General features: G+C 64.1%; 16 protein-coding genes. 7 read left to right on the top strand and 9 right to left on the bottom strand.

The window, feature by feature from the left end; all coding sequences use genetic code 11:
• Positions 1-8 precede the first annotated feature (8 nt).
• The 6 genes from C5F53_RS05195 to C5F53_RS05220 form a co-directional block, all read right to left on the bottom strand.
• The gene (locus C5F53_RS05195; protein ID WP_146097299.1) at positions 9-806 is read right to left on the bottom strand and encodes a hypothetical protein; all 798 of its coding nucleotides are present in this window, start codon (positions 804-806) and stop codon (positions 9-11) included.
• Entirely contained in the window at positions 770-2,236 is a 1,467-nt protein-coding gene (creC, locus tag C5F53_RS05200; RefSeq protein ID WP_105260214.1) for a two-component system sensor histidine kinase CreC, read from the bottom strand. Before creC ends, C5F53_RS05195 begins: the two co-directional genes overlap by 37 nt.
• On the bottom strand, positions 2,233-2,964 hold the full coding sequence (creB, locus tag C5F53_RS05205; RefSeq protein ID WP_105260425.1) for a two-component system response regulator CreB: 732 nt from the start codon (positions 2,962-2,964) through the stop codon (positions 2,233-2,235). Before creB ends, creC begins: the two co-directional genes overlap by 4 nt.
• A gap of 63 nt (positions 2,965-3,027) precedes the next feature.
• Positions 3,028-3,474, bottom strand: coding sequence for a Cu(I)-responsive transcriptional regulator (gene cueR / locus C5F53_RS05210; RefSeq protein ID WP_105260215.1), 447 nt, complete (start codon positions 3,472-3,474; stop codon positions 3,028-3,030).
• On the bottom strand, positions 3,458-3,655 hold the full coding sequence (locus tag C5F53_RS05215; RefSeq protein WP_105260216.1) for a heavy-metal-associated domain-containing protein: 198 nt from the start codon (positions 3,653-3,655) through the stop codon (positions 3,458-3,460). Before C5F53_RS05215 ends, cueR begins: the two co-directional genes overlap by 17 nt.
• 56 nt (positions 3,656-3,711) lie before the next feature.
• Positions 3,712-4,608: a LysR family transcriptional regulator gene (locus C5F53_RS05220; protein ID WP_105260217.1), complete on the bottom strand. Its 897-nt coding sequence runs from the start codon at positions 4,606-4,608 to the stop codon at positions 3,712-3,714.
• A gap of 140 nt (positions 4,609-4,748) precedes the next feature.
• On the opposite strand from C5F53_RS05220, the gene C5F53_RS05225 reads away from it, so the two are divergent.
• The 3 genes from C5F53_RS05225 (at position 4,749) to C5F53_RS05235 (ending at position 8,845) form a co-directional block, all read left to right on the top strand.
• On the top strand, positions 4,749-6,164 hold the full coding sequence (locus C5F53_RS05225) for an MFS transporter (RefSeq protein WP_105260218.1): 1,416 nt from the start codon (positions 4,749-4,751) through the stop codon (positions 6,162-6,164).
• Between the two features lie 38 nt (positions 6,165-6,202).
• Positions 6,203-8,431 (top strand): cation-translocating P-type ATPase, encoded by a 2,229-nt coding sequence (locus tag C5F53_RS05230; RefSeq protein WP_105260219.1) that lies wholly within the window; start codon positions 6,203-6,205, stop codon positions 8,429-8,431.
• 75 nt (positions 8,432-8,506) lie between these two features.
• Positions 8,507-8,845: a YnfA family protein gene (locus C5F53_RS05235; RefSeq protein ID WP_201740790.1), complete on the top strand. Its 339-nt coding sequence runs from the start codon at positions 8,507-8,509 to the stop codon at positions 8,843-8,845.
• A 16-nt stretch (positions 8,846-8,861) separates the two neighbouring features.
• On the opposite strand, the gene C5F53_RS05240 is transcribed toward C5F53_RS05235, so the two are convergent.
• Positions 8,862-9,401 (bottom strand): DUF4124 domain-containing protein, encoded by a 540-nt coding sequence (locus C5F53_RS05240; RefSeq protein WP_105260220.1) that lies wholly within the window; start codon positions 9,399-9,401, stop codon positions 8,862-8,864.
• Positions 9,402-9,568: 167 nt separating this feature from the next.
• On the opposite strand from C5F53_RS05240, the gene C5F53_RS05245 reads away from it, so the two are divergent.
• Positions 9,569-11,146: a methyl-accepting chemotaxis protein gene (locus tag C5F53_RS05245; protein ID WP_105260221.1), complete on the top strand. Its 1,578-nt coding sequence runs from the start codon at positions 9,569-9,571 to the stop codon at positions 11,144-11,146.
• Between the two features lie 33 nt (positions 11,147-11,179).
• Positions 11,180-12,355 (top strand): YbfB/YjiJ family MFS transporter, encoded by a 1,176-nt coding sequence (locus tag C5F53_RS05250; RefSeq protein ID WP_105260427.1) that lies wholly within the window; start codon positions 11,180-11,182, stop codon positions 12,353-12,355.
• Here the strand turns inward: C5F53_RS05250 and C5F53_RS05255 are convergent.
• On the bottom strand, positions 12,352-13,074 hold the full coding sequence (locus C5F53_RS05255) for an amidotransferase (protein WP_105260428.1): 723 nt from the start codon (positions 13,072-13,074) through the stop codon (positions 12,352-12,354). The genes C5F53_RS05250 and C5F53_RS05255 overlap by 4 nt on opposite strands.
• A gap of 305 nt (positions 13,075-13,379) precedes the next feature.
• Here C5F53_RS05255 and C5F53_RS05260 point away from each other — a divergent pair, with 305 nt between their 5' ends.
• Complete coding sequence (locus tag C5F53_RS05260; RefSeq protein WP_236635218.1) at positions 13,380-13,601, top strand: hypothetical protein; 222 nt, start codon at positions 13,380-13,382, stop codon at positions 13,599-13,601.
• A gap of 23 nt (positions 13,602-13,624) precedes the next feature.
• Complete coding sequence (gene infA / locus C5F53_RS05265) at positions 13,625-13,873, top strand: translation initiation factor IF-1 (RefSeq protein WP_105260222.1); 249 nt, start codon at positions 13,625-13,627, stop codon at positions 13,871-13,873.
• A 38-nt stretch (positions 13,874-13,911) separates the two neighbouring features.
• Here the strand turns inward: infA and C5F53_RS05270 are convergent, their stop codons facing one another.
• On the bottom strand, positions 13,912-14,379 hold the full coding sequence (locus tag C5F53_RS05270) for a DUF2798 domain-containing protein (protein ID WP_105260223.1): 468 nt from the start codon (positions 14,377-14,379) through the stop codon (positions 13,912-13,914).
• Between the last annotated feature and the right edge of the window lie 14 nt (positions 14,380-14,393).

Genomic DNA, 14,393 nt, shown 5'->3' on the forward strand with positions numbered 1-14,393 from the left:
TGCCTCGTCTAGTGCTTTTGATAGCCATTTTCGGGTTGCCCGTACATATCGCGAAGAGTCCATTCAAGTTCTTCTCCAAGGCCTTTGTCAAACTCCAGTCCGAAGTTTGCTATCGACTGGATTGGACGTAAACAGCACGCAAAAAGTTGTAGACGAAAGAAGTTTGCATGCTTGGATAGATCTTCCTCTTTCTTGGGTTTATCTGTGCCTTCAAGCTGAACTAACTTTGATATCAGATCAATTTTTTGCTCTTGCGTCCGACTAAGAAAGTAGTCACGTAGCGACCCAGTTAAATTTTCAACTCTGTGTGCAAACGAGTTTCTAACCTGTGCGATGGCGCTGAGGGTATGTCTATCAGCATCCGAGAGAATCCCTAGCTGTTTTGCTAGTTCTAAGCGGCGAGACTGTGTAAGGTCACTGAAGTGGTCGTAGAGCCGGTTATTACCGACTGCGAGTACGAGCATATGCGTTAACGCTGCTTCGCAAATTACGGACAACTTCACGATATACGCCCAATCGTCTCTTTCCATCCGAAGAGACCAGAAAAATCCCTCCGGAATACCCATTCTTCGCTCAAGCGTTGCAAATAGCTTTAGTCGTCGTTGGTGGCGTTCTTCGCGTTCCGCAAGTAGCTGAATTTCTTCTTCTGTTAGTTTTTCTTCATCGCTGTTGTGAGTCATTTCTGCCTCTATTCTTTTTGACGCTGTCAAAGCGTAGATCACAAACGTGGTTGATTTTTTGGAGATTTTTTCCAGAGATGGTTGCCACTTCAATCTACCCGTCGCGGCAACCACAAGACCGCGCAAGCCCCCGTACCTTCCGCTTCAGGTCGATTACCCAACTCGATACGTCCTCGGTGCAGCGAAGCAATCTCTTTCACAAAGCTCAACCCCAACCCCGTGCTTTTCTTCTTGGAGTGCGGCCGCGCCAGTGAATAGAACTTCTCAAACACCTTGTCCTGCGCGTAGCCGGGGATGCCGGGGCCCTGGTCGCGCACGGTGATCTGGGCCCAGCGGCCTTGGACCTGCAGGCCCAGTTCGATCTGGCCGCCTTCGGGGGAAAAGTCCAGCGCGTTGTCCAGCAGGTTGCTGACGGCGCGGCGCAGTAGGAAGGGGTCAGCCTCCACGGTCACGTCGTCGCTGGCGGCTACGGTGATGCGACAGCCGCGCTGGGTGGCCACGCCGTGGGAGGCGTGGGCCAGTTCGTCCAGCAGCGGTAGCAGGGCCACGGGTTGGGCGTTGTCGAGCACGCGGCGGGTCTCCAGCGCGGTCAGCTCCATCATGCGGTCCACCATCTCCTGGATGCGCTGGGTCTCGCGCTGGATGTTGGTGAGGAAGCGCTGGCGCTGTGCTTCTTCCATGGGCTCTTGCAGCAGCTCGGCCGCGCCGCGGATGGCGGACAGCGGGCTCTTCACTTCGTGCGTGAGCGTTTGCACGTAGTCGGCCACGTAGTTACGTCCGGCCAGCGCGTCGCGCATTTCGTCGTAGGCGGCGCGCATCAGGTCCCAGGCCCGGCGCAGCAGGCGACCGGGGTGAAAGCCCTGCTGCGCCTTGATGTAGCGTGCGTAATCGGCAATCAGGCCAAAGGGCCGCACCAGCCACATGGACACCATGACCGCCAGCACCAGCACGGCCAACACCGAGATCAGCCCGGCGTAGAGCGTGCGGCTGCGCGCGGCGGCCACAAACTGGCCAAAGGTTTGCACCGGCTTGCCCACGGTGACGGCGCCAATGATTTCGCCGCTGCCCGCGCCCTGCGTGTTGCTGGTCCAGCGCACGGGGGCGGCCATGTACATGACGGCGGAGTTGGGGTCGCCGGGGATGTCCAGCGAGGTGCGGGCGCCGTATTCGCCCTTGAGCGTGAGCTGCACGTCGCGCCACTGCGAGAAGTCTTTGCCCTGCGATTGGCCCGTGGAGTCAAACACCACGGTGCCGTTGCGGTCGGTGACGTAGGCGCGCAGCTCCACCTTGGTTTTGTTGACAGTGAAGATCTGGGCGCTGAACTCGCGGGCATAGGCGGCCTTGAACAGGTTGTCCATCCTCGCCGTGTCGATGACACCGTCGCGCACGTCCTGCTCGATGAGGGTGGCGAGCAACTGCGAGGTTTCCACCAAGGACTCTTCGGCGGATTCGCGGTAGCGCGGGTCCAGGTCGCTGACCACGCGGTAGAGCACGGCGGCCATGCCGATCGCGTAGATCAGCAGCAGCCCAAAGAAGATGCGACTGCGCTTGCTCAAGGCGTTGCCGGCAGTTCTTCGCTCAGCGCGTAGCCGCTGCCGCGCAGAGTGCGGATGGGGTCGTGGCCGGGGGCGACGAGCTTGAGTTTGGCGCGCAGGGTTTTGATGTGGGCGTCCACCGTGCGGTCAAAGCTGTCGTTGTCGCCACCCCAGACTTGCAGCAGCAGCTCGTCGCGCGTGAACACGCGGCCGGGCTTTTGCACCAGCAGGCGCAGCACGCCGTATTCGTAACGCGACAGCTCCAGCGCCTTGCCGTAGAAGCGGATCTGGTGGCGCTCTTCGTCCAGGGCCCAGATAGCGGGGGTGTTGGCTGACGCAGCCGGCGCGGGTGCCGCAGTAGTAACCGGCCGCGCACTGCGGCGCAGGATGGTGCGCACGCGCGCCACCAGCTCACGTGGCGAAAAGGGCTTGGCGATGTAGTCGTCGGCGCCCAGCTCCAGCCCGACCACGCGGTCGATCTCGTCGCTGCGTGCGGTGAGGAACAGCATGGGCACCTGGTTGCCGCCGGGCAAGGCCTGCAGGCGGCGGAAGAGCTCGAAACCGTTCAGGTCCGGCAGGCCCACGTCCAGCACGGCTAGCGCGGGCAGCTCTGCGGCAAACAGGCGAATAGCGTCTTCTGCCGTGCTGGCCCACACGGGAGCAAAGCCGTCGGTGGACAACACGTACTGCAGGGTGTCGGCAATGCCGGACTCGTCTTCAACAATGAGGATGCGCGGTTTCAGGGCCATGGGGCGCATTGTGGCGCAAAAATGGCCTCTAGCCCCCGTGGATTATGCGCAAGCAGCTATCAATTACGTAGCGGTTTGTGCCGTGCCAGCCAAGTCGTCCAGGATGGGGCAGTCGGGCCGCTCGTCGCCATGGCAGCAGTCCACCAGGCCGCTCAGCGTGCGCTGCATGCTCTGCATGGCTTCGATGCGCTGGGTCAGCTCCGCCATGTGCTTTTGCGCAATGATTTTCACGCTGCTGCTGGCGCGGCGGCGGTTTTGCCACAGGCCCACCAGTTCGGCAATCTCGGCCATCGAGAAGCCCAGGTCGCGGCAACGCTTGATGAAGCGCAGCGTGTGCACATCGGCCGGGCTGTAGAGGCGGTAGCCGCTGTCCGTGCGGTTGACTTTGCCCAGCAAGCCCAGCGATTCGTAGTGCCGCAGCATCTTGGCCGACACCCCACTCTGGCGCGCCGCCTCGCCAATGTTGACGGGCTCGCCGGACACTGCCGTGGGCTTAGGCTGCAACGGCATAACCTTCTTCGGCAATGGCTTTGGCCAGGGCTTCGCGCGGCTGGGTGGACTCCACGTCCACTTTGTTCTGGCTGCGGTCAATCTTCACCTGGGCTTGTGGGTCGGCTTCCTGAATCGCGCGGGTGACGGCTTTTTCGCAGTGGCCGCAGGTCATGCCGGTGACGGTGAAGGTTTGGGTCATGGATGGCTCCTTGGTTGGTAGATGGGGGAATTGTGAACCTTGCCACCGTGGGAGGGTCAAGCACTTTCCCCACAGACTTCTCGCACGCAGCCGCGCAGCCAGTGGTGCGCCGGGTCGGCATGCTGGCGCGGGTGCCAAAGCAATGACACGGTGAACTCGGGCGCGGCAAAGGGCAGGGCGAAGCTGTGCATGCCGGCGCGTAACACGCCGGTGTGGCGCTCGGGCACGCTGGCGATGAGGTCGGACGCACGGGCCAGCGCCACGGCGGTGGAGAAGCCATCCACGATGGTGCGCACCTGCCGCTCCAGCCCCAGCATCTGCAGGGCTTCGTCCAGCTGGCCCTTGTCCAGCCCGCGGCGGGAGACGTTCACATGCTGCCCCGCCGCGTAACGCGCGGGCGTGATCTCGCCTTCGCAGAGCGGGTGCCCGGCGCGTACGACGCCGATGTGGCGGTCACGGAACAAAGCCTGGGCGCGCAGCTCCGGCCCCATGTTGCTTTCCACCACGCCGGTTTCCAGGTCCACCGCGCCGTCGCGCAGGGGGCCGCTGTCCTTGTCGGGCTTTTGCACAAAACGCAGGCGCACGCCGGGCGCCTCGGCCGCCACGCGGGCAATGAGGGCGGGGCCAAAGTTCTCCACAAAGCCTTCGCTGGTGCGCAGCACAAAGGTGCGCACGAGTTGCTGCAGGTCGATGTGCTCGGTGGGGCGTAGCGCGGCCTCGGCGTCTTGCACCAGTTGGCTCACGCGCTCGCGCAGCTCCAGCGCGCGCGGTGTGGGCACCAGCCCGCGCCCGGCGCGCACCAGCAGTGGGTCGCCTGTGGTCTCGCGCAGGCGGGCCAGCGCCCGGCTCATGGCCGAGGGGCTGAGGCGCAGCCGCCGCGCGGCACCGGCTACGCTGCCTTCCTGCAGCAGCACATCCAGCGTGACCAGCAGGTTGAAGTCGGGGGTGGACATGGTCCCACGATAGCGCAAATGGCTGTGACATGGCGCCAAACGCATGAATACAGTGCAACTGCTGCGTCTTCCGCCATGGAAGACAAAAACCTAGGCTTTGGGTAACCCCATTCGGGAGCTGTCTGACCCAGGAGATCCGCATGCAAACACCCCCTGTCCCCCTTCCTTCCGCCACCCGCTGGGTCTTGGCCAGCTTGTCGCTGTCGCTGCTGCTGTCATCGCTGGGCACCAGCATTGCCAATGTGGGGTTGCCCACGCTGGCGCAGGCGTTTGGCGCATCCTTCCAGCAGGTGCAGTGGGTGGTGCTGGCCTACCTCTTGGCCATCACCACGCTCATCGTCAGTGTGGGCCGGCTGGGCGACTTGGTGGGGCGCAGGCGTCTGCTGCTGGGTGGCATTGCGTTGTTCACGGTCGCATCTGGCTTGTGCGGCATAGCGCCCACGTTGCCGCTGTTGATTGCCGCCCGCGCACTGCAGGGGCTGGGCGCGGCGGTGATGATGGCTATCACCATGGCGTTTGTGGGTGAGATTGTTCCCAAGGCGCGCACCGGCAGTGCCATGGGTCTGCTGGGCACCATGTCGGCCGTGGGCACGGCGCTGGGGCCCTCGCTGGGTGGAGTGCTGCTTGCCACGCTGGGCTGGCGCGCACTGTTTCTGGTGAATCTGCCGCTGGGGGCGCTGGCGGTGTTGCTGGCCTGGCGTTGTCTGCCCGTAGACCGCAAGGCGGCATCACAAGCCGCTGTGCGCTTTGACTACACCGGCACGCTGCTGCTGGCTTTGACACTAGGGGCCTATGCGCTGGCCATGACGCTGGGCCGTGGCCACTTTGGCTGGCTCAATACAACGTTGCTGGCCGCTGCTGCACTGGGCGTGGCTCTGTTTGTGCGCACTGAGGCTCGCGCCGTATCGCCCCTGGTGCACTTGGGCATGTTCCGCGACCCGGGCCTTAGCGCAGGCCTGGCCATGAATGCGCTGGTGTCCACCGTGATGATGGCGACGCTGGTGGTCGGACCGTTTTACCTGGCGCGTGGGCTGGGGCTGGATGCCGCCTGGGTGGGTGGTGTGATGGCAGTGGGCCCGGTGGTCTCTGCATTCAGTGGTGTCTTCGCGGGTCGTATGGTGGACCGTTGGGGTGCGCCGCGCATGGTGGTGGCGGGGTTGGCTGCCATGGGCGTGGGGGCCATGGGGCTGTCCGTGCTGCCAGTTGTGTTTGGCATGGCGGGCTACATCGCAGCCATTGCGGTGCTGACCCCGGGCTACCAGTTGTTTCAGGCGGCCAACAACACGGCGGCGATGCAGGACATTCGCCCGGACCAGCGCGGGGTCACCTCCGGCATGTTGAACCTGTCGCGCAACTTGGGGCTGGTGACGGGTGCATCGGTGATGGGCGCGGTGTTTGCCTGGGCCGTGTCCGCTGCCGATGTGGGCACGGCGCCGCCCGCAGACGTGGCCACCGGCTTGCAGATCACCTTTGCGGTAGCGGCTGCTTTGGTGGTGGCCGCGCTGGCCTTGGCGCTGGGGACCCGCGCACAGGCAAAGCCCCCTTTGGCAACATAACTTGACCTTCCCCCCGTGGCAAGGCCTAAGCTCCTGCCATGACTACTGAAACTGCATCCCCCGCGACCATCGATATCGGCATTGGCGGCATGACCTGCGCATCGTGTGTGATGCGCGTGGAAAAGGCGCTGAAGAAAGTGCCGGGCGTGGAAAGCGCCACGGTGAACCTGGCGACCGAGTCGGCGCGTGTGCAGGTGAGCGACCCGGCGATGGAGGCCCGCCTGCGACGCGCGGTGCGCGATGCGGGTTACGAGCCGCTGGCACCCAGCGCAGCCATTGATGCGGTGGATGTTTCGCCGTGGGCGGGTTTTGGGCCCGTGGGCATAGGCCTGGCGCTGTGTGCGCCGCTGGTGGTGCCCATGGTGGGGGATGTGTTTGGCCAAGACTGGATGCTGCCCGCGCTGTGGCAATTCTTGCTGGCCACACCGGTGCAGTTCATTCTGGGTGCGCGTTTCTACAAGGCGGGTTGGCATGCACTCCTGGCGCGTACTGGCAATATGGATTTGCTGGTGGCGCTGGGCACTTCGGCGGGCTGGGCGTTGTCCATGTGGCTCTGGCTCACCGCACCGGACCATTCGGCGCACGGCGGGCCCGCGATGGCGCCGCACCTCTATTTCGAGAGCAGCGCCGTGGTGGTAACGCTGGTGCTGCTGGGCAAGTGGCTGGAGGCGCGCACCAAGCGCCAGACCACCGCCGCCATCCGCGCGCTGCACAGTCTGCGGCCTGACACGGCGCATCTGCTGGGCCGCGATGGCGAGGTCGATGTCCCAGTCAATGAGGTGCTGGTGGGCGACAGGATTGTGGTGAAACCCGGCGAGCGCTTCCCTGTGGACGGCACGCTGCTCGAAGGCCGCACGCAGGTGGACGAATCCATGCTGACCGGTGAACCCCTGCCCGTGACCAAAGAGGTGGGCGTGAAGCTCACGGGCGGCAGCATCAATGGCGAGGGCCGTGTGGTGCTGCAGGTGCGCGCGGTGGGGGTGGACACGGTGCTGTCCCACATCATCCGCCTGGTGGAAGACGCGCAGGCGGCCAAGGCGCCTATCCAGCGGCTGGTGGACCAAGTGAGCGCGGTGTTTGTGCCCGTGGTGCTGGTGATTGCGCTGGGCACGCTGCTAGCCTGGTCGTTCACGGGGCACAGCTTTGAAGTGGCGCTGATCCACGCCGTGGCGGTGCTGGTCATTGCCTGCCCCTGCGCGCTGGGCTTGGCTACTCCGGCCGCCATCATGGCCGGCACGGGTGTGGCCGCCAAGTTTGGCATTTTGATCAAGGACGCGCAGGCGCTGGAAGTGGCGCACACCGTGAACGTGGTGGCCTTTGACAAAACCGGCACGCTGACCGTGGGCCAGCCGCGCCTGACCGCGCTGGTGCCCGTGGGACTGACAGAAGACGAGGCCTTGCGATTGGCCGCTAGTCTGCAAAGCGGCAGCGAACACCCCTTGGCCCATGCGGTAGTGACGGCGGCCAAGACCAAGACGGTGGAAGTGCAAGCCCCCACCGATGTGCAAGCCGTGCCCGGTCGTGGCACGGAGGGTGTGGTGGCCGGGCGCACGCTGCTGCTGGGCAGCCTGCGCTGGATGACCGAGCTGGGCGTGGCGCTGGAGGCGGTGACCGTACAGGCCGAGCAACTGCAGGCCGAAGGCGCCACCGTGTCCGCGATGGCCGAGCGCACCCAGAGCGGTGTGACGCTGCTCGCGCTGTTGGCCTTTGCCGACGAACCCAAACCCGGCGCCAAAGAGGCGCTGGCGACTTTGAAGGCCCGCGGCATCCAGACCGTGATGATTTCCGGTGATAACCGTGGCGCCGCCGAAGCCATGGCCCAACGCCTGGGACTGGACGCCAAGGATGTGTTGGCCGAGGTGCTGCCTGGTGACAAGGCCGCCAAGGTGGCGGAGCTGAAGGCCGGTGGCAAAGTCGTGGCCATGGTGGGCGATGGCGTGAACGACGCGCCCGCGCTGGCCGCTGCCGACGTGGGCATGGCCATGGCCAACCCCAACGGCGGTGGCACCGATGTGGCCATGCACGCGGCCGGCATTACCCTCATGCGCGGCGACCCGCTTCTGGTGGCTGGTGCGCTAGATATCAGCCGCCGCACCGTAGCCAAGATCCGGCAAAACCTGTTTTGGGCCTTTGCCTACAATGCGGCCGGCATACCGCTGGCGGCGCTAGGTTACCTCAGCCCTGTGGTGGCCGGTGCGGCCATGGCGCTGAGCTCGGTGAGCGTGATGACCAACGCGCTGCTGCTCAAACGCTGGAATCCGGATTAATGGTCAAATTGGCCTCTAGCCCTTGTAGAGTATGCGCAAGTAGCTCCTAAAATAGGAGCAAATGAAAGACCGCCCATGAACCAACTTCTGCTCACTACCGGCTTGTACGTGCTCACCGCGGTGGCCGAGATCGTGGGCTGTTACCTGCCCTGGCTGTGGCTGAACCAGCGCGCGCCGGTATGGGTGCTGCTGCCTGCGGTCTTGTCACTGGCCTTGTTTGTCTGGTTGCTGACCTTGCACCCGGCGGCCAGTGGACGGGTGTATGCGGCGTATGGCGGTGTTTATGTGGTGACCGCGCTAGCCTGGCTTTGGCTGGTGGACGGCGTGCGCCCGCAGCTGTGGGACTGGGTGGGCGCCAGCCTGGCCCTGGCCGGCATGGCGGTCATGGTGCTGGCGCCGCGTACCCCAGCCTAGCGCGCTCAGGGTCTGCCTACTTGGTGCAGGCCAGGATGTGGTTCTTGCCGTTGGACATGCACTGGTAAAACGCGCGCTCCTTGCCGGTCGAGAACTGGCAGTGCGCCAAGGTGGTCTCGGCCTTGGCTTTGCGTACCTTGGCCGCTTGCGCGTCGTAGTCGGCCTGGCTGAGGTAGCCGTCTTTCACGTTCTTGGCGCCCACCTCCAGCATGGTGTCGGACTGGTCATTGGCGTTCTTGATGGCGCTCATGCAGTCCAGTGGCACTTCCTTGCTGTCCTGCTTTTTCAGCGCCTTTTCCATGCCTTTGGCAAAGTCCTGCACCTCCTTGGACACCTTCTTGGTGCCGTCGGCGTTGTACTCGACGGCTTTGCCGTTGTTGTTGCCGCCAAAGCCGCTGTTGCTGTGCAGTTTCAGGGCTTCACCGCCTTTGTCGGTGGCGGGCGGCTGCGAGCCATAGTGTGTCTTGCCATCGGCATCCACCCATTTATAGACGCCCTGGGCCATGGCGGTCACGGTGCTGAGGCACAGAAGCAGTGTGAAGGAGAGGTGGCGCATAGAAACAAATGAGAGGTCAAGTCGAAGTACGGAAATCTTAGCGGTTCATTTGGGGCCTTGCCTGCGCATGACTGGCTGTAAGCTTGCGGCGTCTTGTCCTCCCCGGTGGACTCTGAAAGAATGCCTGTAGCCGCGCGGTGCGGGCCTTATAAAAGGAAGAACGAACCATGAACACCATGTCCTTGATGCGGCTTTTTACGATCCGCTTGCGCATGCTGGGAGCCATCGCCATGGTCCTGGCGCTGTTGGGCATTGTGGGCGCGGGTGGTTTGTGGGGCATGGCCCGCATCCAGTCCCAGAGCGACGCCTTCCTGGAAAACTCCTTTGCCGAGGTGCAGCACCTCACCCAGCTGCGCGCCGCGCTGGGTGCGGTACGCCTGGCAGAGAAGGACATGATCATCGAGTACGAGCGTACCAATGAGGTGGAAAAAGCCTATGCCCGCTGGAAGGCTGCGCTGGAGCAGACCGACAAGGTTGCGGCCGAGTTTTTGGTGGGCGAGGACGATACCGACAACGTCGTCATTCGTGCCATGCAGGGCAACCTCAAAACCTATGCCCAGCTGTTTGAACCCGTTGCCACGCAGCTCAAAAGCAGCGGCTACGAATCGGCCACGACGGCCAACCGCATGAGCCAGAAGGCGCTGGCCGAGGTGGACAAGGCGGAGCAGCAGCTCAAAGAGCTCGACACCGTGCTCAAGACCGAGGCCGATGGCGCGATTGCAGAGCAGAAGGAAGTTGGCCGTCTCATCCAATGGGTGTTTATTGCTGCGCTGGTGGTGGCCACGCTGGTGGTGGTGCCGCTGACCATTCTGAACATGAATTCGATTTGCAAGCCGCTGGAGCAGGCCCGCCAGCTGGCCCAGGCGATTGCCGGAGGCGACCTGTCCCAGCGCATGGTGGTGAACGGCAAAGACGAGGTGGCTGATTTGCAGCGTGCGCAACAGGCCATGCAAGAGGGCCTGAATGCCCTGGTTTCGCAGGTGCGCAATGCCAGCGAAAGCGTGGCCCTGGCCAGCCAGGAAATTGCTTCGGGCAACCAGGACCTGTCCATGCGCACCGAAAAATCGGCCAGCAGCGTGCAGGAAACCGTGACCTCCCTGGCCGACCTTACCAACAACGTGCAGCAGACCGCGCACTCGGCGCAAACTGCGCGGGGCCTGTCTGATTCAGCCTCCGCTTTGGCGGTGCGCGGCGGCCAGGTGGTCACCCAGGCGGTGGGCAGCATGCACGAGATCGCGGCCTCCAGCAGCAAGATCAGCGACATCATTGGCCTGATCGACTCCATCGCTTTCCAGACTAACATCCTCGCGCTCAACGCGGCGGTGGAAGCCGCCCGTGCCGGTGAGCAGGGCCGTGGTTTTGCCGTGGTGGCCTCTGAGGTGCGCAGCCTGGCCAAACGCTCGGCCGATGCGGCGCAGGAGATCAAGGTGCTGGTGGGCAGCAGCGTGACCGCCGTGAATGGCGGTGTGAAGCTGGTCGAAGAGGCTGGTTCGGCCATGCAGGAGATGGTGGTGGGCGTGCAGCGGGTGGGCAACATCATTGGTGAAATCACCACGGCCTCGGCCGAACAGTCCACCGGCATTGCCCAGGTCAATGCGTCGGTGGGCGAGATTGACCAGGCCACGCAGCAGAACGCGGCGCTGGTCGAGCAATCGGCTGCGGCGGCTGAATCGCTGCGCGAGCAGGCCGAGCGCCTGGCCCAGGTGGTACGCCAGTTCCGCCTGCGCGACACTGCGTTGGCATAAGCCCGCCCGGTGACTGCCGAGGCCGGCACCCGCATGCGGCAGACCTGGGCCTTGGCCCTGGCGTTGTCTTTGGGCGCCGCCATCTCGCTGGGCATTACCCGCTTTGCCTACGGCCTGCTGCTACCGGCCATGCGCAGCGACCTGGGCTGGAGCTATACCCTGGCGGGCGCCATGAACACCGCCAACGCGTTGGGGTACTTTCTGGGGGCCTTGGCCACGCCGTGGCTCATGCGCCGTCTCGGGCCTTCGGCCCTGCTGTGGGGGGGCGCTGTGCTGGCCAGTGTCTTCATGGGCCTGAGCGGATTTTTTACGGACGCGCAGCCCTTGCTGCTGCAGCGCCTGCTGGCGGGTGTGGCCAGTGCGCTGGTGTTCATTGCGGGGGGCTTGTTGGCCGCCCGCCTGGGGGCCCGGCATCCGCAGCACAGCGGCCTGCTCTTGGGCATGTATTACGGCGGCACCGGCCTGGGTATTGTGCTGTCGGCCCTGTTGGTGCCCTGGCTGCTGGACGCCACACTGGCCCAGCCCCACGGCTGGCGATGGGCCTGGTGGATGTTAGCGCTCGCTTGTGGCTTGGCCAGCGCGGTGCTGGTGTGGCCCGCCCGCGTGATGGCGCGCTGGGATGCCCCGATGGCCACCCCGGGCGCAGCTGTATTGCGCTTTCGCTGGCACCAGTTTGCCTTTGGCCTGGCGGGCTACACCCTGTTTGGCGTCGGCTATATCGGCTACATGACCTTTGTGGTGGCGTTGTTGCGGGTGCAGGGCAGCAGCGCATTGGCGGTCACCGTGTTTTATGCGCTGCTGGGGCTGGCCGTGCTCGCATCCAGCCGCATCTGGGCGGGACTGCTGGACCGGCATCGCAACGGGCGGACCCTGGCAACCCTCAACGCCTTGCTGGGTGTGGCCACGGTGCTGCCCGCGCTGACGCAATGGTGGCCCCTGGTGCTGGCCTCGGGCCTGCTGTTTGGTGCGGTTTTCCTGTCGGTGGTGGCGTCCACCACGGCATTGGTGCGCCACAACCTGCCGCCCGCCGCCTGGGCTGCGGGCATCAGCGCCTTCACCACGGTGTTTGCGGCGGGGCAGATTGTGGGCCCCACCGTGGTTGGCTGGATTGCCGATGGCCCCGGCGGGCTGGCGCGTGGCCTGGTGTTTTCTGCGGCCGCGCTGTGGCTGGGGGCCGTGCTGGCCACCCGGCAAAAGGCGCTGGCTTAAGCGGTGGCCCCGGCGCGGCCTTCCACAAACGCCACCATCACGCGCGCAAAGTCCGTGCCTTCGTGGCCCTGGGCCAGGCTTTCAATGCTCGCTGTGTAGTGCTCGTCACCCAGCAGCGTGCGGCGTTTGTTGAGCAGGTGGGCGCTGTAGTCCTCCACAAACTCCGGGTGCGGCTGGATACACAACACCTCCTGGCCGCGGGCGTAGGCGGCAATCGGGCAGCGCTCGCTGCTGGCCAGCAGCGTGGTGCCGGCCGGCAGCTCCAGCACCTGGTCCTGGTGGCTGGCCAGCAGGGCAAAGCTGTCGCGCTCGCCCTCGGGCAGCAGGTCTTTGGCATGCCAAGCGTAGGTATTGCGCCCGGTCACCCAGCCTTGCGGTGCACGGCCGACCTTGGCGCCCAAGCACAGGGCGATGAGCTGGTGGCCAAAACACACGCCCAGTAACTTGGTGTCGGTGTCCAGCAGTTCGGTCACACGGCGGCGCAACTCCACCACCCAGGGCTCGTCGGAGAAGGAGTCGGCCTTGCTGCCGGTCAGCAACACGGCGTCGTAGTCGGCAAAGGAGTCGGGGTATTCGCCCAGCGGTGTGCTGAAGCGTTCCATGGTCCAGGTCGTGGCGCCGGCGTCGCGCAGCACGCGTTCCATCATGGTGGCGTAGTTGCCGTAGGTGGGTACCAGGGCCGGGTCAATGCTGTCGTTGTCCAGAATGCAGAGTTTCATGGCCGCAATTTTCGCAGTTTTGCCCTGAAAACCACAGCCAGCAGGGTCTTTGGCACCCAAACAGGGTCTGTTTTGGCGTGCCGTGCTACATTAAGCGATCGCTTGAAGGCGATTGGCCGTGTTCTGGTATGCATGCCGCAACACACCCGCCCCCGGCAGTGGGGTCGCCAATCCGGACCTGATGTCAGCGACCTGCAACCGCCCTCTCACGGCACCGCAGCTTTTCTCTTTTGAGCACTTGACCTCTGCCGTGGTTGGTGCGCTTGTACTTTTTAATGATTCAGAACCACAATAAGATCGCTTCTTTGCATCCCGTTACCATCGGCAAATACCGCATTGCCGCTTGCTCCAAGCCGCTCCTTAGCGGCCGTTTTGGCGCACAAGTATCCATTGCCAGCGGACGCGGCAGCGCGTCAACCGACCGTGTCATGAGTTTTCATGACGATTTTTCCACGCCAGACGCAGCGGCCCGTTACGCCATTGCGCAAGGCATCCACTGGGTGCAAAGTGCCACCCGCACCCAGTAAGCTATCGCATAAAGGAAATCACCATGGCCAAAGAAGACCTGATTGAAATGATGGGCATCGTCAACGAAGTGTTGCCGGATACCCGTTTTCGCGTGACCCTGGACAACGGTCACCAGTTGATCGCCTACTCCGCCGGCAAGATGCGCAAGAACCACATCCGCATTTTGGCGGGTGACCGCGTGTCGCTGGAGCTGTCGCCCTACGACCTGAGCAAGGGCCGCATCAACTTCCGTCACATCGAGGGCCGCGGCCCCATGACGCCACGCCGTTAAGACGGCGCCGCTGGGGCTTTGCGCCCCAGCCTTGGTATTTATTGGCTGGCTGCCAACCGGTCCAGCCGGGGTTTGATGACGAAGCCCATAAACAGGCTCACGCACAAGCCCACCGGCAGGGACTTGAGGAAGGCGGCCCCCCACGCGCTGGCAAAACCCGGCGCCAGGCCCCGGTTACTGAGCGTGACCGCACTGGCCAGCAGCAACTCCATCATGCAGGCGGTGCAGGCCGCCAAGATCAGTTTGCGCACCAGGGCGCTTTGCCCGGCAAACACCTGCTGCACCTTGCGGTCCAGCACGGCCATAGAGGCAAAGGCCACCAGCATCACTGGCAGCGCCGACACAAATCCCCGTATCCAGCGCGCCGTGAAATCGTCGGCAAACCCGATGTTGATCCAGGTAATCACGCCGCTGAGCAGCAGCCCGATGGTGGGCAAAATAAGCAGCGGCGGGACGATGGCGCGCAGGCGCAATGGGCGGGGGGAAGACGTTGTCTGGGTAGGCATAGGGGTGTAATTTG

It is taken from the genome of Rhodoferax sp. TS-BS-61-7, from assembly GCF_002943465.1.
Lineage (GTDB): Bacteria > Pseudomonadota > Gammaproteobacteria > Burkholderiales > Burkholderiaceae_C > Allorhodoferax.